Genomic DNA, 26,904 nt, shown 5'->3' on the forward strand with positions numbered 1-26,904 from the left:
GAAGCGTGGCGCGGTTGCCCGCGTCCTGCACCGGCGGCGTCCGATTGCCGGCCAGTCATATCCCGTCATATCATGTGGGCCAGCCGGGACCGAACAGGAGCGCCAGCGCGAGAAGTCCCAGCGCCGGCACGGCAAGCGCCACGAGACCATCCCGCACAAGAAGCGCCAGGGCCAGCACGGCGACGATCGCAGCGGCGATGGAGGAGGTGAAGGGGATGAACTCAAGCAGCGGCATCGCGAGACCGAGAACCGCGCAAAACCCGCCGATCATGCGCCGCACAAGCCCGCTCGCAGCTGCAGGCAGACGGCGATGGACCGCGCCGTCCAGCCATTCCGCGACGCGGTGAAAGCGGTGGAGCACCCCCCGCACCCGCCGCGCCGGCAGCCCCCGGCACAAGAGCCATTTCGGGAGCCATATCTGGGATCGGCCCAGGGCGATCTGGCTGCCGACCAGCGCGATCATCAGCCCGCCCGAACCGGAGACCCCGGGAATTCCGCTGAGCGGCGTCGCGACCACGACGGCCGGCAGCAACAGCACCGCAGGGAGAGAGGCCGGGCCGACCGCCTCGACAAGGTCGTTCAGCGTGACCTTTTCCCCCGTGGCCGCGGTGCAGGCCCGGTCGAACACATCCGTCAGGCTGCGGGGCGGCGGCGGGGAATTGCGATGTTCGGGGTCATGGATCGTGGTCATGGAATGAAAAGCCGCCTGGCCCGCGACGGTTCCGCGGCGGGCGCGGCCGGCCAGCCACAAAAGGACCGTGCGTTATCCCCTGACTTGACCGTCCGTTCTGACGGTGACTCTGACGGCGACGGGGGCAGGGTTCTTCCCCCTGTGACCAGCGCCCAGCCGGTTCGGTGCTGCTTCATCTTTACCTCAGTTGCCCCTTCGGTCTAAGGTAAGAAGCCGTATGTCGCGGCGAAAGCGGGAGGAACGGAGTGGACGGACGCCCTTTTGGCCCGAATGGTCCCTCTGCGCTTTCCGCGCTCCGCTATGGCAGTATCCTGCTTTGCCTGGTCGGTGCACTGATCTGGGGTCTTGTGACCTGGTGGGAAGAAAACCGCGACGCGCGGAAGGAAGCGACCGAGAATGTCGAGCTTGTCCGCCAGTACACCCAGCGCCTGATCGAAACCCAGACGATCCTGCATCATGCCGCCGTGGCGCGCGCCCTGACCGAGGGGGAGGATTTCCTTCGCTCGGAGGAATTCCACAGTTTCCTGACCGAGATCGAGGCCTCGCAGACCGTCACCGAAGGTATGGCCGTGGTGGCGTTCGACGGCAATATGGTCGCCTCCAGCCGGAGTTTTCCGGTCGACTATCGTTTCGGGCCGCGCGCCTACATGGATGCGATTGCCGCGGGAGATGAGCTTTTCCTCGACCGGCTGTTGCTTGAGCCGAGCGGCCAGGACGCGCTGGTGATCGCCTCGCCCTTCGTGACCGAGGGGATGAGCGGCGTGATCGTGTCCGGCGTGGCGGTCAGCGCGATCCGGGATTTCCTCAGCGGGGTGACGGCCGGGGTCGACGGGCAGGCGGCCTCCCTGATACGGCGCGACGGCAAGTTGCTGGTCCGCCATATTCCGTCGGTTCCCATGATGTTGGGAGAGGACGCGCCGGCACGCCTTGCCATCGCACAAGCGAGCCGGGGCCTGTTCGATGCGGTAGCCGCATCTGACGGCGTTTTTCGTACCTATGCCTTTACCCAATTGGGAAACTTGCCGGTTTATGCCACTTTCGGCGTTCCCAAGGCGCAGATCCGGGCGCGCTGGCTCACGCGGGTTACGCCGGTCTGGGCGCTTCTGGCGACGCTTGCGTTCTTTACCTCGGTCATGGTGGGCTTTGCCCGTCGCAGCCTTGCGGCGCGTTTTCTTGCCGAAGAGGAAGCCAAGCGCCGCGCCGCGGCCGAAACGCTTGCCGATCAGCGGGCGCAGATGATGCAGGAGATCAACCATCGCGTCAAAAACAACCTCGCGCTGGTCGAGGCGATGATCGGAACTCAGATGCGCAAGGGGGGCGTGGACGGGCATGAACTGCGCCTGCGCATTCACGCGATTTCCGATGTCCACGATCTGCTCTACCGGACGGGGGATGCGGGACATGTCGATCTGGGCGCGCTGCTTGAAAAGGTCGCGCGGAGCGGTGCGATCATCCCGGCCGAGGCGGGCGTCGGCCTTTCGATCGATCTGGAAGAAGGGATCATGATCGACGCGGCACGGGCGACGCCGCTTGCGCTGGCGGCGGTCGAGATCCTCACCAACTCGATCAAGCACGCCTTCGCCGGCCGACAGGGTGGCGATATCGCCATCCTGCTCCGGCGCGAGGGTCAGAACGGATTTCTGGAAATCCGCGACAACGGCAACGGGTTTTCCAATCTGCCCGCACGGCGGTCCGGCCTGCAGATCATCGAGGCGTTCTCGGTTCAGATCGGTGGGAGGATGGAGCGGGTATCGGAAAACGGGACCTGCTATCGGCTCTGGTTCCCGCTCTCCGACCCGGAAAAGGCGGCGCCGCCCCCGCTTTAGATGACGGCGCTCAGGGTCTAGATGATCGGCATCCCCCCCGTCACGGCGATCATCGTGCCCGAGGTATAGCCTGACAGCGGATCGGCCAGCATGACATAGGCCGTGGCGAGTTCTGCCGGCTGGCCCGGCCTCTGCATCGGAACCTGCTTGCCGAAATTCGCCACCGAGTCCGCCGGCAGGGTGGCCGGGATCAGCGGCGTCCAGATCGGCCCGGGGGCGACGGAATTCGCCCGGATCCCCTTTTCCGCCAGCATCTGCGCCAGCCCTGCGGTAAAGTTCTGGATCGCGCCCTTGGTCGTCGCATAGGCGAGCAGCCCGGGGTTCGGCTTGTCGGCATTGATCGAGCTTGTGTTGATGATCGACGAGCCCGGCTTCATATGCGGTACGGCGGCCTTGGTCAGGTAGAACATCGCGTGGATGTTGGTGCGGAAGGTCACCTCCCACTCCTCATCCGGGATTTCGGTGATGTCGTCAAAGGTCGCCTGATGCGCCGCGTTGTTGACAAGGATGTCCACCCCGCCGAGGTCCGCGACGGCCCGGTCGACGATGGCGCGGCAATGGGCGGGGTCCTGAATATCGCCGGAAACCAGCACCGCCTTTTGCCCCGCCTCGCGCACCCAGCGCGCGGTTTCCTCGGCATCTTCGGTTTCCGAGAGGTAGGAGATCAGGATATCCGCCCCCTCCCGCGCATAGGCGATGGCCACCGCCCGCCCGATGCCGCTGTCGCCGCCGGTGATGATCGCCTTCATTCCCGCCAGCTTTCCCGAACCCTTGTAGCTCTGCTCGCCATGATCGGGCACCGGGTCCATGCGGGCGGTAGTGCCGGGCATGGGTTGTTTCTGCTCGTCAAAGGGCGGTTCGGGGGTCTGCGGAAGCGTCTGCTGCTCGGTCATGTCCATGTCCTTGGTTATGACGTATCGCCAACCCAACCGCGCGCGCGCAGCCGATGTTCCCGGTTCAGACGTTGCTTGTCTCGCTTCGCGCGGTGGTGGCGGGCACCTCGGGCGCGGATTCGTCGATCAGCCGCGCCCCCCGCTGCCGGGTGACGTAGCGCCAGATCCATTGCAGGCTGACAAGGATGCGCTTTTCGAAGTTCACGAGCAGCCAGACATGCACGATCGCCCAGAGATACCAGGCAAGCCGCCCCTTCATCTGCCAGCGGCCAAAGTCGAAGACCGCGGCATTGCGGCCCACGACCGCCGTGTTGCCCCGGTTGTGAAAGCGGAAGGGGGGCAGGGCGGTCCCCTGCTCCAGCTTGCGGCGAAGGGCGCGGCCCAGATGCCGGCCCTGTTGCTTGGCGACCTGCGCAAGACCCGGTAACGGCTCGCCCGCGTCATCCTTGGCAAGCGCGCAATCGCCGATCACGAAAATCTCGGGCCGGCCGGGCAACGACAGATCCGGTGCGACGGGGATGCGGCCGCCCGGCCCGGGTTCCACCCCCAGCCAGCGCGCGGCGGGCGTCGCCTTGACCCCGGCCCCCCAGATGACGCAGCCGGTCTCGATCCGTTCGCTGCCAACCACCACATGATCCGACGCGATCTTTTGCACGGGGTCGCCCAGCCGGATTTCGACACCGATGTTGCGCAGATAATCGGCGGCGTAATCCGCCAGATGATCCGGAAAACCGTTCAGGATGCGCGGCCCGGCCTCGATCAGCAAAACGCGCAGATCCTCGGCCCGGAGGCTCCGAAAATCCCTTTCGATCATGTAGCGGCCCAGCTCATGGACCGCGCCCGCCATCTCGACCCCGGTCGGGCCGCCGCCGATCACGACCGTGGTCAGCAGGGCGCGCTTCTCGACCGGGTTGCCCGAAAGCTCGGCCCGCTCATAGGCGAGCAGCAGGCGCTGACGGATCAGCCGGGCCTCATGCACCGTCTTGAGGCCCGGTGCCCAGGTGCGCCAGTCATCATTGCCGAAATAATTGTATTCCGACCCCGTCGCGATCACGAGGTGGTCGTAGCTGACCCGCATCCCGCTTTCCAGAAGCACCGCCCCCGCATCGGCATCGACCCCTGTCACCTCACCCAGCAGGACGCGGATGTTGGGGTAGCGGCCCAAGGTCCTGCGGATCGGTTCGGAGATATCGGCCGGGGAAAGCGCCGCGGTCGCAACCTGATAAAGCAGCGGCTGAAAGAGGTTGTGATTGCGCTTGTCGATCAGGATGACATCGGCATCGCTGTTCCCGAGCGCGCGGGCACAGGCAAGTCCACCGAACCCGCCGCCAACAATGACGACGGTCGCCCTGAGGGAAAGCGCGGGTTCGGCGATGGGATCGGGCTTCATGTCATGGCCCAACGCATTGGGATCAGACGGGTTCCAGCCAAAGATCGACGCCGCGGGCGGTCAGGGTCGCATAGGCGCTTGCCCCCGCATCCATAAGCGCGGCCAGAACCCCCACCTGCACCGGCGGCAGATAGCCGATGGTGGCGCCCTCTGGTGTCAGGACCGAGATGCGCCTCGGGTCATAGTCTCCGGCCTCGCGCCTCAGCGCAAGGCGCGTCCCGACCTGGGGCAATGGCGTGGCGGAAAACCGGTCCCGATTGACGATCCTGGTGGATAAAAGGGCGACAGTGTCCTGCCGCCCCCTTGCCCCACCGGACCCCGCGTAAAGCGGCCCCGCCCCAAGGACGGGGGCCGCGACAACGCCGGACGCGATGAACCTGCGCCGGTCCATCACATCTGCTCGGTCTGGGCGCCGCTTTCGGGACGTGCGGGGTCAAGCGCCGGTTCTTCGCCCAGCGGTTCCATGTGGCGGGGCTCGAACGTGCCTTTGCCGTCAAGGGATTCACCTTCCGACCAACGGCCCTGCACGGGTTCCGACCCGTCCCGCTGGAAGCCGAGGAAGGCATAGGAAAATTCGGTCTTCTCCTGATCCTGCGGAAAGCTGTTGGGAATGGGAAAGACATTGGGCATCCCACCCAGTTCCTCGATCACGGCGAGCCACTGGTTCTGATGCATGGCGTCCCGCGCGATCAGGAAGGACAGCATGTCGCGCATCCCGGGATCGGTGGTCATGTTGTAAAGCCGCACCGCGAGAACCCGGCCCGAGGATTCCGCCGTGGCGTTCGCCATCATGTCAGCCGCCAGGTTCCCGCTTGCATAGATGTGGGACATGTCGAAGGGCACACCGTCGCTGTCGACGGGCATGGCGGCCAGCCCGGTCGAGAGCAGGTTCTTGAGGTTGATGCCCCCCAGCACCGCGCCGCCAACCGGATCGGCCGCGGCCTCTTCCTGCAGCGAGAGCGGCGCGCCTTCGAGGTTGAGAGCCACGGCGGTCGCGAGCATCTCGATATGGCCGAGCTCTTCGGCGGCGGTGTTCATCAGAAGCTGCCGGTAGCGGGCGTCGTTTCCGCGCGCCCCGCAGGCCTGAAAGAAATACTGCATGGCGACGCGGATCTCACCCTCGACGCCGCCGATCGCCTGTTGCAGGGCGCGTGCGAACAGCGGATCGGGGGTTTCGACGCGGACGGGATGCTGAAGGTTGGGATCGACATAGAACATCGGCGGGCCTCCTGGGGTTTGCGATGTGCCCCCAACAGGCCGCGGCAGGCGATGTTCCGCAGATATTTCGGGCATCTGCGCGCACGGCGGGAATGCGCTTGGTCGAGAGGCGGAATTCACCTCCCGCTGGAACCAGCCGCGCCTTCCGCGGTTATCCGGGTGCAGCCCCTTCCTGCATCCCGATGATGTGTCCCCAGCCAAGCGGCAGGTTCATGCCGCCGGAGGAATGCCGATGACATCCGGATTACGCGACAAGCTATGGATACTCGCGGCCTGTGCGATTGCCGTGACAGCCGTGCGACTTCTTGCGATGGGGGCCTGAGGCGGGCGCCTCAGTTCGACGGGTCCCCGCCATCCGTTCCCAGACGGTCCGCCAGCGCACGCTCCAGTCGTTGCGCCAGATGCCGGAGATGGGGCGGGATCGGAGCGTTGCCAAGGGCGTCCGACAGACCGAGGATCAGCTTTTCCAGTGCCGGATCGGGTGCATCGACATCCTGTGTGGGCAGATCGGGACGGGTACCCGAGGATGAGGCGGCGGAATAGTCTTCTTCGGTCATGTCGTCGTTCTTCCTGCCGCCCCTGACAAGGCGCCTGATCTGCCAAATTTTTGGTCGCGGCCCCCCGGGCCACGGAACCACATCCTTCACCCTTCGTTATACGAAAGCGCGCCTTTCTACAATTCAAAGGATATGAGTGTATGAGTGCAGAGTCAGCGGGCTCCGTCACCACGGATGTCGTAGCCTTGATCCCAGCATTGCGCGCCTTTGCCTGGAGCCTTTGCCGCGACAGCGCCGAGGCTGACGATCTGGTTCAGGATACTCTGCTCAAGGCGCTTTCCAACATCGAGAAGTTCGAGCCGGGGACGCAGTTGCGGGCCTGGCTGTTCACGATCATGCGGAACACCTTTTATTCCCGGGTCAAGGTGCGGGCGCGGGAAAAGACTGGCATGGCGGAATGCGTGGCCGACGGTGTTTCCGTGGCGCCGACGCAGGAATGGTCCTTGCGCGGGGGCGAGCTGATGGATGCCGTGGCCCGGCTGCCGGCCCATTACCGCGAGACGCTGATCCTCGTCGTGATGCTGGGCGAGAGTTACGAGAAGGCCGCCGAGATCTGCGGCTGCCGGATCGGCACGATCAAGAGCCGCATCAACCGGGCGCGCAGCATGTTGATGGCCGAACTGGGCGAAACGGTCCACTGAGGCACGAGCCTGAACAAGACCGACGCAGGCTCAAAAGGGCGAGGGGACACTCCCGCCCGTCTTCGCCGCCGGCGCGGCTCATCCCGTTGGGCGGCGCCGCGCTGCGCGCGGGGGATGGCTGGACTCCGCGACAACCGCTGTCGTCGCAATCCCCGCCTGTCGCCGGTCACACCCCCAGCATCAGCCTGATCCCGTAGGCGACGACCGACAGCGCCCCGAGCCCCGCCGCCCATAGAAGGACGAACCACGCGAGGCGCCGCCAGAACGGGCTGTGCATTGCGGGTCGGGGCATCAATGATACCCTTCATCGGGGTTCATCTTGCCCCGGAAGACCCAATAGGCATAGGCCGTGTAGGCAAGGATCATCGGCACGAGGAAAACCGCACCGACGAGCAGGAACATCAGGCTCGAGTCCGGGGCGGCTGCTTCGTGGATCGTGACCGAGGTGGGAACGATATAGGGGAAAAAGCTGATGCCGATGCCGATGAAGCCCAGCACGAAGAGGCCGAGCGCCGAAAGGAACGGCAGCACGTCGCGGCGTTTCAGAAGCCCGCGCAGCAGCAGATAGAAACAGCCTGCGACGCCGACGGGGACAAGTCCGCTGTAGAGGATGTTCGGAAAGCCGAACCAGCGTTCCAGATAAAGCCGGTCGAGGAACGGCGTCCAGAGACTGACGAGCCCCATCATCACGATGGTGGCGACCGTCATCCGCAGCGCAATCCGCCGCGCCTTGATGGCAAGCCGCCCCGAGGTCTTCATGACCAGCCATGTCGCCCCCAGAAGCGCGTAGCCCACCACCAGCGCGACCCCCGTCAGCAGCGAAAACGGCGTGAGCCAGTCCCACCAGCCGCCCGCGTAGGCGCGGTTCTCGACCTCGATGCCCTGCACCAGCGCGCCCAGCGTGATGCCTTGTGCAAAGGCCGCAAGCGTCGAGCCGCCGATGAAGGAATAGTTCCACAGATGCTCGGCCCGTTTGGTGCGCCAGCGATATTCGAACGCGACCCCCCGGAATATGAGCGCGAGCAGCATCACGATGATCGGCGCGTAAAGCGCGGGCAGGATCGTCGCATAGGCGAGCGGAAAGACCGCAAGGAGCCCGCCCCCGCCCAGCACCAGCCAGGTTTCGTTGCCGTCCCAGACCGGCGCGATGGAGTTCATCATCACGTCGCGGTCATGCTTTTCGGGAAAGAGCGGAAAGAGGATGCCGACGCCCAGGTCGAACCCGTCGAGGATGACATAGGCGAGAACCGCAAAGGCGATGATCCCGGCCCAGATGAGCGGCAGGTCGAGTTCCATCAGAAAGCCTCCTTCTGGGCCGGTCCGGGGGTGATGCCGGCGGTGCGGATCGGATTGTCCTCGATGTCATCCTCGATATCGTCATCGGGAAGGCGCCCCATCAGCCGCAGGATGTAAAACGTCCCCGCGCCGAAGATCGTGAAATAGATCACGATGAAGGCAAGGAGCGAGGCCCCCACGGCCGGGGCCGCGATGGGCGACACGCTGTCAGCCGTCAGAAGATGGCCGTAGACGGTGTAGGGCTGGCGCCCCACCTCGGTCGTGACCCAGCCCGCCAGCACCGCGACAAAGCCCATCGGCCCCATCCAGAGCGCAAGCCGTTGCAGCCCGCGATTGGTGTAGAACGTCCCGCGCCGCCGGGCCCAGAGGCTCCATAGCCCCAGGGCCACCATGGTCATGCCGATCGTGACCATGATGCGGAAGGACCAGAAGACGATGGCCACCGGCGGGTGAAGTTCCTCGGGGATCGTGTCGAGCCCGTCGAGCGGCGCGTTCAGATCATGCAGCAGGATCAGGCTCGACAGCTTGGGGATCTGGATCGCGTAATCGACGGTCTGCGTCTCGCTGTTGGGCAGGCCAAAGAGGATCAGCGGCGCACCGTCGGGATGGCTTTCGTAATGCCCCTCCATCGCCATGACCTTGACCGGCTGGTGTTCCAGCGTGTTGAGCCCGTGCAGGTCGCCCGCAAGCACCTGCAGCGGCGCGACGATCGTCAGCATCCACATCGCCATGGAGAACATGATGCCCGCACGTTCCTGCGCCCGCCCGCGCAGCAGGTGCCAGGCGGCCACTGCGCCGACCACGAGCGCCGTGGTCAGATAGGCGGCCAGCACCATATGCAGCAGCCGGTAGGGGAAGGAGGGGTTGAAGACGATGGCCCACCAGTTCTCCGGGACGAACTGGCCGACCTCGTTGATGGAAAACCCGGCGGGTGTCTGCATCCAGGAATTCACGCTGAGAATCCAGAAGGCCGAGCCCAGCGTGCCGATCGCCACCATGATCGTCGCGAAGAAATGGAGCCCCTTGCCGACCCGGTTCAGGCCAAAGAGCATGATGCCGAGGAACCCGGCCTCAAGGAAAAAGGCCGAAAGCACCTCGTACCCCATCAGGGGGCCGATCACCGGCCCGGCCCTGTCCGAAAAGACCGACCAGTTGGTGCCGAACTGGTAGGACATCACGATGCCCGAGACGACCCCCATCCCGAAGCAGAGGGCGAAGATCGTTTTCCAGAAGTTGAAGATATCGAGATAGACCTGCCGCCTGGTCCAGAGCCACAGCCCTTCGAGCACGGCAAGATAGCTGGCAAGCCCGATGGTGAAGGCCGGAAAGATGATGTGGAAGGACACGGTAAAGGCGAACTGAATCCTCGCCAGTAACAGCGCATCAAAACTTTCAAACATCGGCCCATCCCCGCATCTGGTCCCCGGCCCGGGGGCCGGGACGTGTTCCCGCAGATGTGATTATGGGGCAGGGAACCCTGAAATCCAGTTTCTTGCTGTCGCAGGACGCGATGCCGCAGGTTGTGGCCGGAGGGGCCGGCGCCCGCGCCCCGCCCGCGTCGGGTCAGCGCCCCTGCTGATGACCCTTGTTCGTCGTGTTCTGCTTGATGTTGCCCTGACGGCCCTGTTCTTCCGTGTTGCGGTCACGCTCATCGATCGCGGGCGTCAGGTCGCCGGGGGCCGTCTTGCTGTCGCCCGGGCCCTTGTCGCTTTGGTTCTTCGGGGGGACGGGGGGCATCTTGCTGGACATGGGTCTGCTCCTTCCAAAAAGGCTCAGTCAACCGTCCCCGGCCGGGCTTGTTCCCGGACATCGACACCCCCGGCGTAGATCCGGTCAAGCACCTCGGCCAGCGTCACGAGCCGTTCGCAATCCGGGTCGAACCCCGCACCATCGGCAAGCCGGGCCGCCCAGTCCGTCGCAGCGCGCCCGCCCCAGTCATCCGGCGGCGAGGCGAGCGCCTGCGCCGCTGTGCCGTCAAAACGCTCGGCGGTAAAGTCGTAGAACGACCCGCCCAGGTTGCGCATCGCCGCCCCGCCCCCGGTTCCGTAGAACGCGGCGCCGATCACCGCGTCGCGGCCCGCAGGCAGCTTCCATGAACAGGCCAGCCGGACGACCGTGCCCTTTTCCAGCGTCAGCGTCACAGCCGCGAAATCCTCGACCGCCGCCGCATCGTCGCCGGTCCGATGGGGCAGGGGGCGGCCCCCCGCGAACAGTTGCGCCGTCACACCCGTCACGCGCTGCCCGTCCAGACACCAGAGCGCGAGGTCCACAAGATGCACGCCCAGGTCGATGACGCATCCACCGCCCGAAAGCCGCGCGTCATAGAACCACGGCTTGTCGGGCCCGTAGGCGTTGTGAAACGTCAGGTCGACCGCAAAGATCTCGCCCAGGTCGCCCTGTTGCAGCAGGGGCCGGATCGCCTGCATCGCCGCCGTATGCCGATAGGAGAGATCGACCGCCAGCAGCCGGTCCGCCGCCCGTGCCGCCGCGACCACCGCGCGCGTCTCGGGGGCGTTCCGCCCCAGCGGCTTCTGGCAAAAGACCGCGAGCCCTGCCTCCAGCGCTGCAATCGACTGGCTCGCGTGCAGCGCGCTTGGCGAGGCGATGACCACCCCGTCCAGATCATCCGCGCGCGCAAGTATGTCGTCCATCGTGGTGCCGGTCATGGCGGCCGGGACAAGGGCAGATGCGCTCGCCACCGCGTCGGTCGAGGGATCGCAGAGCATCGCGATCCCGGCGCGGCCCGCATGGTGGATGGCCTCCAGCCGGTGCCGGCCGATCCAGCCGAGGCCGAGAAAGGCGAGCCTGGGCCGCCCGCTCATTCGAACCTGATCCATGCCTTGATGAAGGCGCCCGGCTTGTCCCGCGTATCGTCCAGCGCCTGATCGAGGCGCGACAGCGGGTAGGACCGCGAATAAAGCGGATCGGGGTTCAGCCGCCCCTCGGCCACCGCCGCGACCGCTTCGCGCATCCCCTGCACATAGATCGCCGGGTCCCGTTCATGGGCGTTGATCACGTCCATCCCGCGCCAGTTCCAGAGCTGCATGTTCACCTGCCGCGGCCCGTCCTGGTGATACCCCGCCACCACCAGCCGCCCGCGTTCGCGTACCAGTTCGGCGGCGAGATCCAGCGGCCACTGCTTGCCCACGCATTCGATCACGCAGTCGCAAAAGGTGCCGCCGGTCAGGGCGCGGGTTTCCTCGATGATCTCCCAGTGATCGGCCATCGGGATCGTGACATCCGCGCCCATCTCCTCGGCCAGACGGCGGGTGCTGTCGCGGCGGGAAATGGCGATCACCCGCGCGCCCGCGGCTTTCGCAAGCTGCACCAGAAGCGCGCCCAGGAACCCTATGCCGATGATCGCGACCGTTTCGCCGGCGCGGATATTCGCGCGGTGAAAGATGTTCATCGCACAGCCCAGCGGTTCGCCCGGAAAGGGTCGCCCGTCGAGCGCGGGCGGCAGCGGCACCACCGCCGAGGCCGGGGCCACGTCATAGCGCGCATAGGCGTTCTGAGAGAGGACCACGACCCGCTGCCCCGTGGCCAGCCCTTCGACACCCGCGCCCAGACTGTCGACTATCCCCCAGCCTTCATGCCCCAGCGCGCCGGGTCTGGTGGGAAACTCCATCCACTCCGGGCCCGCCCATGGGCCGAGGTTGGAGGCGCAGACGCCGCAGCCTTCCAGCCGCACGCGAACCTCGCCCGGTCCGGGAACGGGAAGCGGCGCCTCGATCACGAGGGTTTCGCCGGGGCCGGTCAGGATCGCGGCCGGCATCGTCAGGATGTCATGGGTGGTATCGCGCACTGTCTCGCCTCGGTGGTTCATGCTTCGTTTCTTGTCGCTCGGCTTATTTTGCCCGGGCAGGGCGGGCCGGGGCATTGGTCTTCACGGATCGATCTTGCCCCTCTGCGTCTGGTCTGCGCCCTGCCCGGACGCGCGGCCCCGGTTACCCGGCTGGCCTTCGGCGCGCCGCTTGCTGCCTCACCAACCGCGGGCCTCCGCCAAGGTTCCGGAAGAAGTGGAAGAAGAGCCTTTGCCCCGTCCTTTCCCCGCCGGTCCGGGCGGGCTTCCGCGCATCCTCCGCCCATCTGTCGGGGAAAGCTGGAACATTCCCACCCGGTCGCGGTTCGGGGTTCATCTGCTTCAAGTCAACCTGACAGGGAACACCCATGCCAAGAACTCTCGTCACTGGCGGCTGCGGCTTCATCGGCCGGTATGTGGCTGAAGACCTGCTGGCCCATGGCCACGATGTCCGCCTTCTCGATTCATTTGTGGAACAGGTTCATGAGGGGGCCGATGCCGTCGTGCCCGAAGGCGCGCAGGTGATCCGCGGCGATCTGCGCGACAGCGACCTCGTGCGGCGCGCGCTGAAGGACGTGGACAACGTCATCCACCTTGCGGCCGAGGTCGGCGTGGGCCAGTCGATGTATGAAATCGCCCGGTATGTCGGGGGCAACGATCTCGGCACAGCGGTGCTTCTGGAGGCGATGGCGGGGCTGCCGATCACCCGGATCGTGGTTGCGTCATCCATGAGCGTTTATGGCGAAGGCTATTACCAGACGCCGGAGGGAACGCGTCTGGGCGACGTGCGCAGGCGCGCGGCCGACGTCAAGGCGGGGCAGTGGGAACCGGTCGGCCCGGATGGCGCACCCCTGTCTGCCGTCGCGACCGATGAAACGAAGCCGGTCGATCTCGCCTCGATCTATGCGCTGACCAAGTATTTCCAGGAACGCGCCGTCCTGATCTGGGGCGAGGCCTATGGCGTCGACGCGGTCGCGCTGCGCCTTTTCAACGTGTTCGGGGCGGGGCAGGCGCTGTCAAACCCCTATACCGGGGTGCTGGCGAATTTCGCCTCGCGTCTCGCGAACGGGCAGTCGCCGATGATTTTCGAGGATGGCGAACAGCGCCGCGATTTCGTGCATGTGCGCGATGTGGCGCGGGCCTTCCGTCTTGCGCTGGAACGGCCCGAGGCGGCGGGCGCGGTCATCAATATCGGCTCGGGCAACGCCTATTCCATTGCCGAGGTGGCGCGGCTGCTGGCGACCGAGATGGCGCGGGCCGGACTCGCGCCCGAAGTGCTGAACCCCGAAATCCTGCACAAGGCGCGGTCGGGCGATATCCGCAACTGCTTTGCCGATATCGGCAAGGCGGAACGGCTGCTGGGCTTTGCCCCGCTTTTCCGGCTGGAAAACGCGCTGGACGACTTCGTGACCTGGGTTGCGGGGGCATCCTCGGTCGATCGGGGCGCCGAGATGAAACGCCAGCTCGAAGAACGGGGGCTCGTATCATGAGCGACCGGTCCCGGTCACAGCCTGCCACAAAATACGGGTTCGTCGAATGGTTCCGCCCCGGGGAATATGAACGGACCGAGGAAATCCTGCCCGATCTTGTCGCCTCGGGCGCGACCTATCTGCGCACGCATCTCTCCTGGGCCGAATACCTTGCGCCGGGTGGCGAGGAGTGGTTCGACTGGCTGATCCCCCGGCTGGGCGGGGCTTTCGATCTGCTGCCTTGTGTGCATTACACGCCGCCTTCGATGTCGCGAAACGGTAAATGCAACGGCGCGCCGCATGACCTGAAAGCCTATGCGGATTTCATCGACCACATGCTGACGCGCTACGGGCGTCATTTCGAACATGTGGAGCTTTGGAACGAGCCCAACAACCTGCTCGACTATGACTGGCGGGCCGATCCGAACTTCGACCTCTTTTCCGAGATGATCGGTGGCGCCGCACATTGGATCGGGCATCGCGGCTGGAAACCCGTGCTGGGCGGGCCCTGTCCCTTCGATCCGCTCTGGCTGAACATGATGGGCGAACGCGGCATTCTGGCCCAATGCGCCGCCGTGGGCTTTCACGGTTTCCCCGGCACCTGGGACAGCGAAGAGGCGACCTGGGGTGGCTGGGATCTTCATCTCGGCGAGATGCGCGCGATCCTCGACAGGCACAATCCCGCGTCGCAGCTCTGGATCACCGAGACCGGCTATTCCACCTGGCGCCGCGACGAGATGGAGCAGGCCCGCCGTTTCATCTCGGCGCTGCAGGTCCCGGCCGACCGGATGTACTGGTACGGGTGGCGCGATCTTGCGCCCGACGTGGCGGTGCAGGAAGGGCTGTGGTTCGATCCGCGCCACTACCATCTTGGCGCGGTCGAGGCCAACAACCGGCCCAAGCTGCTGGCGCGGCTTCTGATGCAGGGCGGCTTGTCGCGGCTGCGCGACGCGACGCGGCTGGCCGTGCCCCAGCTTTCGGCCGCGGTGCGCCCCGTGGTCATCACGGGCGGCAGCGGGTTCATCGGCTCGAACCTTGCCGAAAGCTTTCTGTCGGACGGGCAAGAGGTCATCGTGCTCGACAACCTCAGCCGTCCGGGGGTCGACGAAAACCTCCACTGGCTCCGGGAGCGGCATGGGGCGCGGGTTCACGTGGCGCTTGCCGACCTGCGGGATGAACCGACCCTTTCCGCCGTCACGCGGGATGCGGCGGCGGTGTTTCACCTCGCCGGGCAAACGGCGGTCACGACAAGCTTCGATCAGCCGGTCGATGATTTCGAGATCAACGCCCGGGGCACGCTGAACGTGCTGGAGGCGGTGCGCGCGACGGGTCGCGCCATTCCGGTCCTCTTTGCCAGCACCAACAAGGTTTATGGCGCGCTGGAAGATCTGGAGATGGCCGGATCGAACGACCGCTACATCCCCGTCGATCCGGAAACCCGCGATCACGGCGTGTCAGAGGCCCGGCCGCTCGATTTCTGCACACCCTATGGCTGTTCCAAGGGCGTGGCGGATCAGTATGTGCTCGATTACGCCCGCAGCCGGAATCTGCCCGCCGCCGTCCTGCGCATGAGCTGCGTCTATGGCCCGCGCCAGTTCGGGACCGAGGATCAGGGCTGGGTGGCACATTTCCTGATCCGGGCGCTGCGCGGCGAGGCGATCTCGATCTATGGCGACGGGCGGCAGGTGCGTGACGTCCTGCATGTGGACGACGCCGTGCGCGCCTACCGCATGCTTCACGACCGGGCCGAGGGGCTGGGGCACCGCGTCTTCAACCTTGGCGGCGGCGCGGCCAATGCCGTGAGCCTGCTGGCCGTCCTGCGCGAAATCGAGCGGCTGACCGGTCGCCCGCTGGAGGTCCGGCACGGCGACTGGCGCCCGGGCGATCAGCTTTACTTCGTGGCCGATACGCGGCGTCTGCAGGCCGAAACCGGATGGCGGGCCGAGACCGGCTGGCGCGAGGGGCTGCGCCAGTTGTCGCGGTGGTTGCTGGATCACCGGGTCGCCCCCTCCGCCCCCCTTTTTGAAAAGAGGCGTGTCAACGCATGAACATCACCACCTCGTTCCGCCGCAGCCATGACATGGCCGGCAAGAAAATCCTGATGACCGTCGACGCGGTGGGCGGTGTCTGGCGCTATGCGATGGATCTGGCCGCGGGGCTGCGGGCCGCGGGCATGAACGTGGTCTTTGTGGGCTTCGGCCCCGAACCCACGGCGGCACAGCGGCAAGAGGCTGCCGCCTTGGGCTGCGTCGAATGGTGCGCCGCCCCGCTCGACTGGATGCTGGATGAGGAGGCGGGGCTTGATGCGGTGCCGGATCTTGTTTCACGGCTTGCGGACCTGCATCGGGTGGATCTGCTGCACCTCAACCTGCCGTCGCAGGCGGCGGGGCTTTCGGTGCCGCAGCCGGTCGTCACGGTGTCCCATTCCTGCGTCGTAAGCTGGTTCGCGGCGGTGCGCGAAACCGGCATCCCGCGCAGCTGGGACTGGCAGGCGCGGCGGAATGCCCTGGGCTTTGCCGCGGCGGATGCGGTTGTGGCGCCTTCGAACAGCCATGCGGCACTGATCGAGACCTGTTACGGCCCGATCAGGGGCCTGCGTATCGTCCCCAACGCCTCGCGCCTGACGGAGCGGCAGACGACGGCGGAGCCCTTTGTTCTCGCCGCCGGCCGCTGGTGGGACGAGGGCAAGAACGGGCGTGTTCTCGATGAAAGCGCGCCGCAGCTTGACTGGCCGCTTGTGATGGCCGGGGCCGCCCGGTCGCCGCGGGGCGAGGGGTTCGACATCCGGCATGCCGATCACCGGGGCGAACTCGGATATGCCGAAACCATCGGCCTGATGTCGCGCGCGGGCATCTTCGTTTCGCCCTCTCGCTATGAACCTTTCGGCCTTGCCGTTCTGGAGGCCGCGCGGAACGGGCTGCCGCTGGTCCTTGCCGATATCCCCACCTACCGGGAGCTTTGGGACGGCGCCGCGCGGTTCTTTCCACCGCAGGATGCCAACGCCCTGGCCGAAGTTGTCAACGGTCTGATCGCCGCGCCCGAACGCCGTGCGACGCTGGGTCAGGCGGCGCGGCTGCGTTCGGCAGAATACCGCCCCGAACGGCAGGTCGAGGCGATGCTGCGCCTTTACGGCGATCTCTGCGCGACGACCGCGCCGGCGGGGGGGCGCTGACCAATGCGATTTCTCTTCTACACCCATTCGCTCCGGTCCGACTGGAACCACGGCAACGCCCATTTCCTGCGGGGGGTGATGCGCGATCTGGTGCGGCGCGGTCATGCCGTGCGCGCGCTGGAGCCCCATGACTCCTGGAGCCGCGAAAACCTGATCCGCGACCGCGGCACTGTAGCCATCGACGAATTCGCCCGGGCCTATCCCGAACTGACCAGCGATATCCACGGCCCGGAATTCGACCATGAGGCAGCGCTTGCCGGGGCCGATGTGGTGGTTGTCCACGAATGGACCGATCCGGCGCTGGTGGCGCGTATCGGGCGGGCGCGCGCCGCCGGGGGGCGGTTCACGCTGCTCTTTCACGACACGCATCACCGGGCGGTCACGGCCGAGGGTGAGATCGGCGGGCTCGATCTGGACGGCTATGACGCGGTACTGGCCTTTGGCGAGACGCTGCGCGAACGCTATCTTGCTGCGGGCTGGGGGACGCGGGTCTTTACCTGGCACGAGGCGGCGGATGACAGCCTTTTCCACCCCCTGCCGGATCAGGAGCCGGAATGCGATCTGGTCTGGATCGGCAACTGGGGCGATGACGAACGCAGCGCCGAACTGCATGAATTCCTGATCGGGCCCGCGCGGCGGCTGCGGTTGTCGTCGCGGGTGCACGGCGTGCGCTATCCAGACGCGGCGCTGGCGGCGCTGACGGACGCGGGGATCGACTATGCCGGATCGGTCGCGAATACGCGCGTGCCAGAGGTTTTTGCCCGCCATCGCGTCACCGTTCATGTACCCCGCCGCCCTTATGTTCAGGCTTTGCCGGGCATCCCCACGATCCGCGTGTTCGAGGCGCTTGCCTGCGGCATCCCGCTTGTCAGCGCTCCTTGGCTCGACGCGGAAGGGCTGTTTCGCCCAAGCGACTACCTGACAGCGCGGAACGGAGAAGAGATGGAGCGCCACCTGTCCGATCTGCTTGCCGATCCGGCGGCGCGGGCCGAACAGGCCGAACGCGGGCTGGCAACGATCCGGGCCCGGCACACCTGCCGCCACCGCGTCGAGGAGCTTCTGGCGATCCTTGCGGAGGTCGGCGCAACGGCAGAGGCAATCGCATGACGAGCATCGCGTTCTACGGCTCCAGTCTGCTTTCGTCCTACTGGAACGGGGCGGCGACCTACTACCGGGGCATCCTGCGGGCCTTGGCCGCCCGTGGCTATGACATTACGTTTTACGAACCCGACGCCTTTGACCGACAGAAGCATCGCGATATCGACCCGCCTGACTGGTGCCGCGTCGTCGTCTATGCAGCGACGCCCGAGGGCCTGCGGGCAGCTGCCGCCGAGGCCGCGCAGGCCGGGATCGTCATCAAGGCAAGCGGCGTGGGCTATGAGGACGACCGCCTGCTGGCCGAGGTCATGGCTGCGGCCCGCCCCGGCGCGTTGCGCATCTTCTGGGACGTCGATGCGCCCGCGACACTGGCCGAATTGCGGGACAACCCGGGCCACCCGCTGCGGCAGGTGCTGGCGGATCTCGATCTGGTGCTGACCTATGGCGGGGGCGATCCGGTCGTCGCGGCCTACCGGACACTCGGCGCGCGCGCCTGCGTGCCGGTCTATAACGCGCTCGACACCTCGACGCATTTTCCGGTGTCGCCGGACCCGCGGTTTGCGGCCGATCTGGCCTTTCTCGGGAACCGCCTTCCGGACCGGGAGGCGCGGGTGCAGCAGTTCCTTTTCGCCCCCGCGCGCCACCTGCCTCAGATGCGCTTTCTGCTCGGCGGGTCGGGATGGGATGACGCGGGCCTGCCTGACAACCTGCGCCTTTTGGGTCATGTCCGAACGGCCGATCACAACGCCTTCAACTGCAGCCCCCGCATGGTGCTGAACATCGCGCGCGACAGCATGGCGGCGGTCGGCTTTTCCCCCGCGACCCGGGTGTTCGAGGCCGCCGGCGCAGGCGCCTGCCTGATCACCGATTATTGGGAAGGGATCGAGCTTTTCTTCAAACCCGGTGAGGAAATCCTCGTGGCGCGCGACGGGCAGGATGTCGTGGACCATCTTGCCGCCATCACGCCCGAAGAGGCCCGGCAGATCGGCCAGCGCGCCCTGGCGCGGGTGCGCAGGGATCACAGCTATGATCAGCGCGCCGCCGAGGCCGATACGCTCTTTCGCCGCCATGCGCCCGGGCCTGCCATCCTGCAGGGGGTCGCGCCATGACCTACGATCTTGTCTTTGTCGGCCTGTCGCTGTCGTCTTCCTGGGGGAACGGCCATGCGACGACCTACCGTGCGCTGTTGCGCGGGCTGCACGGGGCGGGGCAGCGCGTGCTGTTCCTCGAACGCGACGTCCCCTGGTATGCCGGGAACCGTGATCTTGCCGCGCCCGATTTCTGCGACCTCGCGCTTTACGACAGTGTCGAGGGGCTGATCCGGGACCATGCAGAGACGATGCGCAGCGCGGGAAGCGTTGTCATCGGGTCCTATGTGCCCGAAGGGCAGGCGGTGATCGACGCGGTGGCGGCGCTCCGGCCCCGGCAGCTTTGTTTTTACGACATCGACACGCCCGTCACCATGCAGCTGCTGCGCGGCGGGGATGAGACATGGCTCGCGCGGCGGCAGGTGCCGGTCTTCGACATCTATTTCTCCTTTGCGGGCGGCGAGGTTCTGGACCGGTTGGAACGCGAATACGGGGCAGGGCGGGCCGAGGCGCTCTATTGCTCGGTCGATGCGGATCACTACCGCCGCGACGGGTCCGGGACGCCGCGGTGGGATATGGGTTATCTCGGCACCTATAGCGACGACCGCCAGCCCAAGCTGGAGGCGCTGCTTCTGGAGCCCGCGCGGCAGTTGCCGGAAATGCGGTTCGTCGTCGCCGGGTCGCAATATCCGGACGGCATCGACTGGCCAGCGAATGTCGAACGGATCGCCCATCTGCCGCCCGCCGATCATCCGGCGTTCTACCGCAGCCAGCGCTTCACGCTCAATGTCACGCGTGCCGATATGGTGGCGGCGGGCTGGTCGCCCAGTGTGCGGCTATTCGAGGCGGCCGCCTGCGGCACCCCGATCATCAGCGACCATTGGCGCGGGCTCGACAGCCTTTTGCCAGAGGATGAGGCGGTTCTGATCGCCAGGGAAACGGACGACGTGATCCGGTTCCTGACCACGATGGACGAGGCGCAACGGCAGCGGATCGCAGACCGGGCCGAAGCGATCATCCGGGACCAGCATACAGGCGCGGCGCGCGCGCGGCAGATGCTTGCCGCGCTGACGCCCGCCCTACCGAAACTGCATTCAGCGGGAGGAGCATGAGATGCGCGACCATATCGACGGAACGGACGAAGAGCGGCGGCTGAACATTCTGGTCGCGGGTGGCGCCGGGTTCATCGGCTCGCATCTTTGCGATGCGCTGCTGGGGCAGGGGCATCGTGTGGTCTGCCTCGACAGCTTTCTGACCGGCTCCCGCGCCAATCTGGAGCCGCTGCGCAACCACCCGGATTTCAGCCTGATCGAGCAGGATGTCTGCACCCCCGTCGATCCCGGGATTCAGCTGGACAGGGTCTACAACCTTGCCTGCCCGGCCTCGCCACCCCGCTATCAGGCGGACCCGGTGCATACGATGATGACCTGCATCAGCGGGACGGGCAACCTGATGCGGCTTGCGGGAGAGCATGGCGCGCGGTTTCTTCAGGCCTCGACCAGCGAGGTCTACGGCGACCCCGAGCGGCATCCCCAGCAAGAGGATTACTGGGGCAACGTCAACTGCACCGGCCCCCGCGCCTGTTATGACGAGGGCAAGCGCGCCGCCGAGGCGCTGTGTTTCGACTGGCTGCGTGCCGGCAAGGGCGATGTGCGGGTGGCGCGTATCTTCAACACCTATGGGCCCAGGATGCAGCCGGATGACGGTCGGATCGTGTCGAACTTTCTGGTTCAGGCGCTGCGGGGCGAACCGCTCACTGTCTATGGCGCGGGGGATCAGACACGCTCGTTCTGCTTTGTGACCGATCTCGTCGCGGGCCTCATGGCACTGATGGAGGTGAACCCGAACCCGGGCCAGCCGGTCAATCTGGGCAATCCGGGCGAATTCACCGTGATCGAGCTGGCTCGGATGGTGCAGGAACTTACTGCCGCCTCATCGCCCATCGTTCACCGCCCGCTGCCGACCGACGATCCCCGCCGCCGGCGCCCCGATATCGGCCGCGCTGCCGAGCTGTTGAACTGGGCGCCGCGCGTCCCGCTGGCCGAGGGGCTGCGGGAGACCGCCGCCTGGTTCGCGCTTACGCTGGGCCGCGACCTGCCGCAGGCACCCGCGGCGCCGGTCCTCGTCCGGGCCTGAGCGACTGCCGCCCCCGCACCGGCGGGGGTGGTCATTCGTCCCGTGAGGCAGCCTTTTCGTGACCCTTCTCATGGTTCTTGATCGCCCCCGAAAGTCCCCGCAGCAGCCACAGCACCACGACCGCCAGAACCGCTGCCATCAGCGCCAGCAGGATACGCCCCGACCCGCAGGCAAGACCCACGGACCCGGCAAGCCACATGCCGGCGCCGGTGGTCAGGCCCTGCACCCGGCCCCCCGACGTGATGATCGATCCCGCCGCCAGAAAGGCCACCCCCGCCGTGACCGCCTCGATCAGGCGCAGGGGGTCGGTCTGCAGTTCGGACCGGTCATGCACCTCGACCGTCATCAGCTCGAACGCGATCAGCGTAAAGAGACAGGCGGCAAGCGAGACGAGGATATGGGTCCGCAACCCGGCGGCCCGGGCATGAAACTCGCGCTCCAGCCCGATCAGGGCGCCCAGGATGACGGCGGCGAGCATCCGCACGACGACCGTTTCGGGGGGTGTGGCAAAGGGTGAGCGGAAATCGGTCAGAAGGGCTTCGAGCATGTCCTGCGCCGTTACAGAGGTGTCACATCAGAACACGGGCGGTGCCGCGCGGTTCCGTCGCGGGCCGCTGTCGCCCAAGGCTTTCTCACGCCTCTGCGACATGGTGCGCATATGGCTTTGATTGCGCCCCCCGCGATGATAGGTGGGCAGTGACAGGTGCTGGCGCGGGTCACAGGGGGAACTGATGCAGAAAAAGGTCAATCCGCTGGTCAAGATGGCGCTCGAATTCGGGCCGGTGCTGGCGTTCTTCGTGGGCTATCTGGTGGTGCGCGACGATGTCTTTGTGATTGGCGGACGGGCCTATGACGGGTTCATCGTGGTGACGGCGGCGTTCATACCGCTCATGCTGGTCTGCACGGGCATCCTGTGGCGGCTGTCGGGGCATCTGTCGCGGATGCAGCTCATGACGGCGATTCTGGTCGTGGTGTTCGGCGGGCTTTCGGTCTGGCTGAACGACGAAAGGTTCTTCAAGGTCAAGCCGACGATCATCTACCTGTTCTTCGCCGGCGTTCTTGGTCTGGGGCTGCTGCGCGGACAGTCCTGGCTGCAATATGTGATGGAGGGGATGATGCCCCTTCAACCGCAGGGCTGGATGATCCTGACGCGGCGGCTGATGCTGTTCTTCGTCGGGCTCGCCCTTGCGAATGAGGTGATCTGGCGCACGATGTCCACCGATGTCTGGGTGAACTTCAAGACCTTTGGCCTGCCGGTCGCCATGTTCCTGTTCTTCATGGCGCAGTCGCGCCTGATGGACAGCCACGGCATCAAGGAAGAGAAGGAATAGGGGGCCGCGCGGCCCCCGGTCCTTCGCCTGGTCGCCCGGTCCGGTTCAGCGTTTGCCGAACAGGACCTGCTGCGCCTTCTTGTCGGCGTTGATATTGGCGCGCTTTTCCTCGGCCACGGCCTTGCCGCGCTGGAAACCGGGACGCGCGGCCAGTTCGTCCAGCCAGCGGCTCAGGTTCGGCTTGTCGTCCAGCGTCTGTTCCTGACCTTCCCAAAGGCACGCCCAGGGCCAGATCGCAAAATCGGCGATCGACAGGAAATCCCCCGCCACATAGGCGTTCTGCGCCAGTTGCCGGTCAAGCACGCCGTAAAGCCGCGCGACCTCGTTCCGGTAGCGGTTCTTGGCATAGGGCAGGTCGTTTGGCGGGTCCATCGCCGGCGCGTATTTGAGGAAGTGATGCGCCTGACCCGCCATCGGGCCGACGCCGCCCATCTGCCACATCAGCCATTGTTCCACGGCCACACGCTCACGCTCGGAACTGCCGCCGAACCGGCCGGTCTTGCGGGCGAGATATTGCAGGATCGCGCCGCTTTCAAAGATCGACAGCGGCTCTCCGTCGGGGCCGTCCGGGTCGGTGATCGCGGGCATCCGGTTGTTCGGCGCGATCCTGAGGAAATCGGGGGCGAACTGTTCGCCCGCGCCGATATTGATCAGATGGACGGAATAGGGCAGGCCCATTTCTTCCAGCGCGATGGTGATCTTCCAGCCGTTGGGCGTGGGCCAGTAAAAAAGGTCGATCGGTTGGGTCATGTGCAGCTCTCCTTAGCCGCCTCTATCATGAGGCTTTGCGACCCAAGGGCAAGGGCGGGATCGCAAGAAGCCGCGCGCGGGGCGCAGGCTCGGCGGGAAGAAGCGCGCGCAGGCGCGCAAGGGGCAGCGGATCGTCCGACAAGAGCGCGCGGTAAAGGCCAAAGACCCCGGGGCGGAGATAGCCGCTCCAATGACAGACGGGGGCGGGGGGCGCGATGCGGAATCCGGCTGTCCGCAACGCGGACAGAAGGCGCGGGTCGTCCAGCGGCAGGTCAAGCCAGCGGTGCGGCGCGTCGGTCAGCCCGCGCCCCAGCACCCGGTCCAGCGGACACGGCGCGGGCAAGAGCATCTCGGCCAGCGCGTCGAAGAGCGCGTTTTCGCGGCCCGTCACATTCACGAACTCGGCCCGCCGGCCCGCCGGTGTGACCAGGGCCGCGCGCGCCTCGTTGCGATAGCTCGCGGCGGCAAGCAGGATCATCCGCGCGGCCGCGCCGGCCTCAAGCCCGTCCAGCGCGGCCAGCGCCACCCGCACGCCCAGGCTATGCGCAACCATGTGAACGGGCCGGCCCGGGGGCACCGCCTGCAACAGCCGCGACAGCGCCCGCCCGGCCGCTTGCGCCCGCCCATGGACCCTGTCCAGGCGTCCGCAGCCATCCCAGCCAAAGGCAAGGCCAAGCGGCCCGCCCGTTTCGCGGATGCCGAGCCTGCGCGGCCAGGACACCGTGCGCAGCAGGCCCCGTTCGGGCGCCGCGGCAAAGATATGACGATGCGGGTCGTTGCCGGGGCCGAACGGGCTGTAGCGGAAACCGTGGATCATCACGATGACCGGGGCGCCGGGGTCCAGCCGGGCCAGATGCGCGCCAAGGCTTTGGCGGGCGCATCCGCCTGACGCATCCCGCAGCGTCCCGTCCTTGTGGAGATTCACCGGCAGTAGGGGCATGTCCCGCGGCCCTCGCAACATATGGCGGTGGAATAGGGGCCGCGGGCAACACTGAGGTGACCGGTGCATGAACCCTTGGTGACGGGGGCGATCTTCTGCCTGTTGACGCGACGCGCGGCGGGGTCTATCGCGGGAACGTGGCGCTTTGTTACCGGATTGCGGGCCACGTTAAACATGCCGCTAAAAGGGTCTGGCTTGCCCTCGCCCTGACCGGTGGGGGCTTTTTCTATTGTGGGGGCGGCGATGTCGCAGAACTGGAAGACGCGGACGAAACTGGTGCATACGGGCGCAAGGCGCAGCCAGTACGGTGAGATGTCCGAGGCGATCTTCCTCACCCAGGGGTTCGTCTACGAGACCGCCGAACAGGCCGAGGCCCGCTTTGTCGAGGCCGGGCCGGACGAATTCATCTATGCCCGCTATGGCAATCCGACCGTCGCCATGTTCGAGGACCGGATGGCCGCGATCGAGGGGACCGAGGATGCATTCGCCACCGCATCCGGCATGGCGGCCGTCAACGGCGCGCTGATGTCGATGCTCAAGGCGGGCGATCACGTCGTCTCGGCCCGCGCGCTGTTCGGGTCCTGCCTTTACATCCTCGAAGAGATCCTGGCCCGTTTCGGGGTCGAGATCACGCTGGTCGACGGCACCGATCTGGACCAGTGGCGCGCCGCCGTCCGGCCCGGCACCCGCGCCGTGTTCTTCGAAAGCGTTTCGAACCCCACGCTGGAGGTGATCGACATCCGCGCCGTGGCCGAGATCGCCCACACGGTGGGCGCGCTGGTGGTGGTCGACAATGTCTTTGCGACGCCGATCTATTCCCGCGCCGTCGAGCTGGGTGCCGATGTGGTGGTCTATTCGACGACCAAGCATATCGACGGGCAGGGGCGCTGTCTGGGCGGCGTGGTCTGCGGCAGCAAGGAGTTCATCCGCAAGACGCTTGAGACCTATCTCAAGCACACCGGCGCCGCGATGAGCCCGTTCAACGCCTGGGTCATGCTCAAGGGGCTCGAAACGCTCGACCTGCGGGTCCGGGCGCAGGCCGAAAGCGCCGAAACCATCGCCCGGGCACTGGAAGGCGACGCGCGGATCGCCCGTGTGCTGCACCCGTTCCTCGACAGCCACCCCCAGGCGGCCCTTGCGCGCGGGATGATGGACAAGGGGGGGACGGTCCTTTCGATCGACCTCGCCGGGGGCAAGGAGGCCGCTTTCAGGTTCCTCAACGCGCTGGAAATCTTCAAGATCACCAACAATCTCGGCGATTCCAAAAGCCTTGTGACCCATCCGGCCACGACGACGCATCAGCGCCTGCCTGACGACCAGAAGGCCCTTCTGGGCATCACCCCCGGCCTGATCCGCATCAGCATCGGGCTGGAGGATACCGACGATCTGCTCGCCGATCTGCGGCAGGCGCTCGACAAGGTCTGATCCTCGGAAGAAGAAGCAAAATGGTTGGACTTCGGCCCGCGCACCCCCACATAAGGCGCGGGCCGTCCAGAGGAGAGGGGACGAGATGAACATCCATACGCCCGAGATCGAGCGCAAGCCGACCCGGCAGGAGGCCGAAGCGGCCCTTGCCGTCCTGCGCCAATGGGCCGACCGGTCGAGCGATGCCGAGATTGCGGCGCTCGATCCCTCCGTCGCGAACCTGATGCAGGGGCAGGTGCCCTATCCGCAACTGCGCCGCGACTATCCCCACGACTTTGTCGTCGATGCGGCCTACAAGGCGGGCCTGCCCGACCTGCAGAACGGCCCGTCGAGCCTGATCAAGGGCGCACGCCGTCAGATCCAGCATGTGGGCATTTCCAACTTCCGTCTCCCGATCCGGTTCCTGACCCGCGACAATGGCGAGGTGACGCTCGAAACCTCGGTCACCGGCACGGTGAGCCTCGAGGCCGAGAAGAAGGGCATCAACATGTCCCGGATCATGCGCAGCTTTTACAACCATGCGGAACGGAGCTTCAGTTTTCGCGTGGTCGAGGCGGCGCTCGATGACTACAAGTCGGACCTGGAAAGCCTCGATGCGCGCATCCAGATGCGGTTTTCCTTTCCGATGAAGGTCATGTCGCTGCGGTCCGGGCTGCAGGGCTATCAGTATTACGACATCGCGCTGGAACTGGTGGAACGCGGCGGCGCGCGCAAGAAGATCATGCATCTGGACTATGTCTACAGCTCCACCTGCCCCTGCTCGCTGGAACTTTCGGAACATGCGCGCCGGGTGCGGGGCCAGCTTGCCACGCCGCATTCGCAACGCTCGGTCGCCCGTATCTCGGTCGAGGTGCTGGGCGATGCGCGGCTCTGGTTCGAGGATCTGGTGGATCTGTGCCGGGGGGCGGTGCCCACGGAAACGCAGGTCATGGTCAAGCGCGAGGATGAACAGGCCTTCGCCGAACTGAACGCCGCGAATCCGATCTTTGTCGAGGATGCGGCCCGGTCTTTCTGCGACGTGCTGCAGCGCGACCCGCGCGTGGGCGATTTCCGCGTCATTGCCAGCCATCAGGAAAGCCTGCACAGCCATGACGCGGTGAGCGTGCTGACCGAGGGTGAGACCTTTGCGGCGGAAAGCCTCGATCCGAAGCTTTTCAACACGCTCTTTCACGTCGGCTGAC

Annotated in this window: 27 protein-coding genes and 1 riboswitch; of the genes, 12 read left to right on the plus strand and 15 right to left on the minus strand. The window is 66.2% G+C overall.

What is annotated here, in order from left to right; translation table 11 throughout:
- Positions 1-70: 70 nt before the first annotated feature.
- Entirely contained in the window at positions 71-691 is a 621-nt protein-coding gene (locus tag ACFSGJ_RS11055; RefSeq protein ID WP_390261504.1) for an exopolysaccharide biosynthesis protein, read from the minus strand.
- A 245-nt stretch (positions 692-936) separates the two neighbouring features.
- Between ACFSGJ_RS11055 and ACFSGJ_RS11060 the strand changes: the two genes are divergently transcribed.
- Positions 937-2,517: a sensor histidine kinase gene (locus ACFSGJ_RS11060; RefSeq protein WP_390261506.1), complete on the plus strand. Its 1,581-nt coding sequence runs from the start codon at positions 937-939 to the stop codon at positions 2,515-2,517.
- A 17-nt stretch (positions 2,518-2,534) separates the two neighbouring features.
- On the opposite strand, the gene ACFSGJ_RS11065 is transcribed toward ACFSGJ_RS11060, so the two are convergent.
- From ACFSGJ_RS11065 to ACFSGJ_RS11085, 5 genes are all read right to left on the minus strand, one after another.
- Complete coding sequence (locus ACFSGJ_RS11065) at positions 2,535-3,410, minus strand: SDR family oxidoreductase (protein ID WP_390261508.1); 876 nt, start codon at positions 3,408-3,410, stop codon at positions 2,535-2,537.
- A 64-nt stretch (positions 3,411-3,474) separates the two neighbouring features.
- Entirely contained in the window at positions 3,475-4,800 is a 1,326-nt protein-coding gene (locus ACFSGJ_RS11070) for an NAD(P)/FAD-dependent oxidoreductase (RefSeq protein WP_390261510.1), read from the minus strand.
- A 22-nt stretch (positions 4,801-4,822) separates the two neighbouring features.
- Entirely contained in the window at positions 4,823-5,191 is a 369-nt protein-coding gene (locus ACFSGJ_RS11075; RefSeq protein ID WP_390261512.1) for an HIRAN domain-containing protein, read from the minus strand.
- Positions 5,191-6,018, minus strand: coding sequence for a manganese catalase family protein (locus ACFSGJ_RS11080; protein ID WP_390261514.1), 828 nt, complete (start codon positions 6,016-6,018; stop codon positions 5,191-5,193). Before ACFSGJ_RS11080 ends, ACFSGJ_RS11075 begins: the two co-directional genes overlap by 1 nt.
- Before the next feature lie 332 nt (positions 6,019-6,350).
- Complete coding sequence (locus ACFSGJ_RS11085; protein WP_390261516.1) at positions 6,351-6,575, minus strand: hypothetical protein; 225 nt, start codon at positions 6,573-6,575, stop codon at positions 6,351-6,353.
- A gap of 140 nt (positions 6,576-6,715) precedes the next feature.
- Between ACFSGJ_RS11085 and ACFSGJ_RS11090 the strand changes: the two genes are divergently transcribed.
- Positions 6,716-7,216 carry a sigma-70 family RNA polymerase sigma factor gene (locus ACFSGJ_RS11090; RefSeq protein WP_390261518.1) on the plus strand — a complete coding sequence of 167 codons (501 nt, stop codon included), beginning with the start codon at positions 6,716-6,718 and terminating at the stop codon, positions 7,214-7,216.
- Positions 7,217-7,382: 166 nt separating this feature from the next.
- On the opposite strand, the gene ACFSGJ_RS11095 is transcribed toward ACFSGJ_RS11090, so the two are convergent.
- The 6 genes from ACFSGJ_RS11095 to ACFSGJ_RS11120 form a co-directional block, all read right to left on the minus strand.
- Positions 7,383-7,508 (minus strand): DUF2474 family protein, encoded by a 126-nt coding sequence (locus tag ACFSGJ_RS11095; RefSeq protein ID WP_390261520.1) that lies wholly within the window; start codon positions 7,506-7,508, stop codon positions 7,383-7,385.
- A complete protein-coding gene (cydB, locus tag ACFSGJ_RS11100; protein ID WP_465262131.1) occupies positions 7,508-8,512 on the minus strand; it encodes a cytochrome d ubiquinol oxidase subunit II in 1,005 nt (334 codons plus the stop codon). The genes ACFSGJ_RS11095 and cydB overlap by 1 nt, the downstream gene beginning before the upstream one ends.
- Complete coding sequence (locus ACFSGJ_RS11105) at positions 8,512-9,912, minus strand: cytochrome ubiquinol oxidase subunit I (protein WP_390261521.1); 1,401 nt, start codon at positions 9,910-9,912, stop codon at positions 8,512-8,514. Before ACFSGJ_RS11105 ends, cydB begins: the two co-directional genes overlap by 1 nt.
- Before the next feature lie 163 nt (positions 9,913-10,075).
- On the minus strand, positions 10,076-10,261 hold the full coding sequence (locus ACFSGJ_RS11110) for a hypothetical protein (protein ID WP_390261523.1): 186 nt from the start codon (positions 10,259-10,261) through the stop codon (positions 10,076-10,078).
- A gap of 23 nt (positions 10,262-10,284) precedes the next feature.
- Positions 10,285-11,334, minus strand: a complete 1,050-nt coding sequence (locus tag ACFSGJ_RS11115; RefSeq protein ID WP_390261525.1) for a Gfo/Idh/MocA family protein — start codon at positions 11,332-11,334, stop codon at positions 10,285-10,287.
- Positions 11,331-12,338, minus strand: a complete 1,008-nt coding sequence (locus ACFSGJ_RS11120) for an MDR/zinc-dependent alcohol dehydrogenase-like family protein (protein WP_390261527.1) — start codon at positions 12,336-12,338, stop codon at positions 11,331-11,333. Before ACFSGJ_RS11120 ends, ACFSGJ_RS11115 begins: the two co-directional genes overlap by 4 nt.
- Before the next feature lie 344 nt (positions 12,339-12,682).
- On the opposite strand from ACFSGJ_RS11120, the gene ACFSGJ_RS11125 reads away from it, so the two are divergent.
- Genes ACFSGJ_RS11125 through ACFSGJ_RS11155 form a run of 7 tightly spaced genes read left to right on the plus strand, consistent with a single transcriptional unit; the run spans position 12,683 to position 21,277 of the window.
- Positions 12,683-13,804, plus strand: coding sequence for an NAD-dependent epimerase/dehydratase family protein (locus tag ACFSGJ_RS11125; RefSeq protein WP_390261529.1), 1,122 nt, complete (start codon positions 12,683-12,685; stop codon positions 13,802-13,804).
- Positions 13,801-15,831: an NAD-dependent epimerase/dehydratase family protein gene (locus ACFSGJ_RS11130; RefSeq protein ID WP_390261531.1), complete on the plus strand. Its 2,031-nt coding sequence runs from the start codon at positions 13,801-13,803 to the stop codon at positions 15,829-15,831. Before ACFSGJ_RS11125 ends, ACFSGJ_RS11130 begins: the two co-directional genes overlap by 4 nt.
- The gene (locus ACFSGJ_RS11135; RefSeq protein WP_390261533.1) at positions 15,828-16,955 is read left to right on the plus strand and encodes a glycosyltransferase family 4 protein; all 1,128 of its coding nucleotides are present in this window, start codon (positions 15,828-15,830) and stop codon (positions 16,953-16,955) included. Before ACFSGJ_RS11130 ends, ACFSGJ_RS11135 begins: the two co-directional genes overlap by 4 nt.
- Positions 16,956-16,958: 3 nt before the next feature.
- A complete protein-coding gene (locus ACFSGJ_RS11140; RefSeq protein ID WP_390261535.1) occupies positions 16,959-18,062 on the plus strand; it encodes a CgeB family protein in 1,104 nt (367 codons plus the stop codon).
- On the plus strand, positions 18,059-19,162 hold the full coding sequence (locus ACFSGJ_RS11145) for a CgeB family protein (RefSeq protein WP_390261537.1): 1,104 nt from the start codon (positions 18,059-18,061) through the stop codon (positions 19,160-19,162). Before ACFSGJ_RS11140 ends, ACFSGJ_RS11145 begins: the two co-directional genes overlap by 4 nt.
- Positions 19,159-20,253, plus strand: a complete 1,095-nt coding sequence (locus tag ACFSGJ_RS11150; protein WP_390261539.1) for a CgeB family protein — start codon at positions 19,159-19,161, stop codon at positions 20,251-20,253. Before ACFSGJ_RS11145 ends, ACFSGJ_RS11150 begins: the two co-directional genes overlap by 4 nt.
- A gap of 1 nt (position 20,254) precedes the next feature.
- A complete protein-coding gene (locus ACFSGJ_RS11155) occupies positions 20,255-21,277 on the plus strand; it encodes a UDP-glucuronic acid decarboxylase family protein (RefSeq protein WP_390261541.1) in 1,023 nt (340 codons plus the stop codon).
- Between the two features lie 31 nt (positions 21,278-21,308).
- Here the strand turns inward: ACFSGJ_RS11155 and ACFSGJ_RS11160 are convergent, their stop codons facing one another.
- Positions 21,309-21,824 carry an MgtC/SapB family protein gene (locus ACFSGJ_RS11160; RefSeq protein WP_390261543.1) on the minus strand — a complete coding sequence of 172 codons (516 nt, stop codon included), beginning with the start codon at positions 21,822-21,824 and terminating at the stop codon, positions 21,309-21,311.
- 184 nt (positions 21,825-22,008) lie between these two features.
- Here ACFSGJ_RS11160 and ACFSGJ_RS11165 point away from each other — a divergent pair, with 184 nt between their 5' ends.
- Positions 22,009-22,608, plus strand: a complete 600-nt coding sequence (locus tag ACFSGJ_RS11165) for an inner membrane-spanning protein YciB (RefSeq protein ID WP_390261545.1) — start codon at positions 22,009-22,011, stop codon at positions 22,606-22,608.
- Between the two features lie 45 nt (positions 22,609-22,653).
- Here the strand turns inward: ACFSGJ_RS11165 and ACFSGJ_RS11170 are convergent, their stop codons facing one another.
- Both ACFSGJ_RS11170 and ACFSGJ_RS11175 read right to left on the minus strand, forming a co-directional pair.
- The gene (locus ACFSGJ_RS11170) at positions 22,654-23,358 is read right to left on the minus strand and encodes a glutathione S-transferase N-terminal domain-containing protein (RefSeq protein ID WP_390261546.1); all 705 of its coding nucleotides are present in this window, start codon (positions 23,356-23,358) and stop codon (positions 22,654-22,656) included.
- A gap of 25 nt (positions 23,359-23,383) precedes the next feature.
- The gene (locus ACFSGJ_RS11175; RefSeq protein WP_390261548.1) at positions 23,384-24,298 is read right to left on the minus strand and encodes a hypothetical protein; all 915 of its coding nucleotides are present in this window, start codon (positions 24,296-24,298) and stop codon (positions 23,384-23,386) included.
- 127 nt (positions 24,299-24,425) lie between these two features.
- A riboswitch (SAM riboswitch) is annotated at positions 24,426-24,503 on the plus strand.
- Positions 24,504-24,541: 38 nt separating this feature from the next.
- On the opposite strand from ACFSGJ_RS11175, the gene metZ reads away from it, so the two are divergent.
- Positions 24,542-25,723 carry an O-succinylhomoserine sulfhydrylase gene (gene metZ, locus ACFSGJ_RS11180; RefSeq protein ID WP_390261549.1) on the plus strand — a complete coding sequence of 394 codons (1,182 nt, stop codon included), beginning with the start codon at positions 24,542-24,544 and terminating at the stop codon, positions 25,721-25,723.
- A gap of 85 nt (positions 25,724-25,808) precedes the next feature.
- Positions 25,809-26,903, plus strand: a complete 1,095-nt coding sequence (gene folE2, locus ACFSGJ_RS11185; RefSeq protein ID WP_390261551.1) for a GTP cyclohydrolase FolE2 — start codon at positions 25,809-25,811, stop codon at positions 26,901-26,903.
- Position 26,904: the final 1 nt, after the last annotated feature.

Origin of the sequence: Halodurantibacterium flavum (assembly GCF_042681825.1) — a bacterium.
Taxonomy (GTDB): domain Bacteria; phylum Pseudomonadota; class Alphaproteobacteria; order Rhodobacterales; family Rhodobacteraceae; genus Halodurantibacterium; species Halodurantibacterium flavum.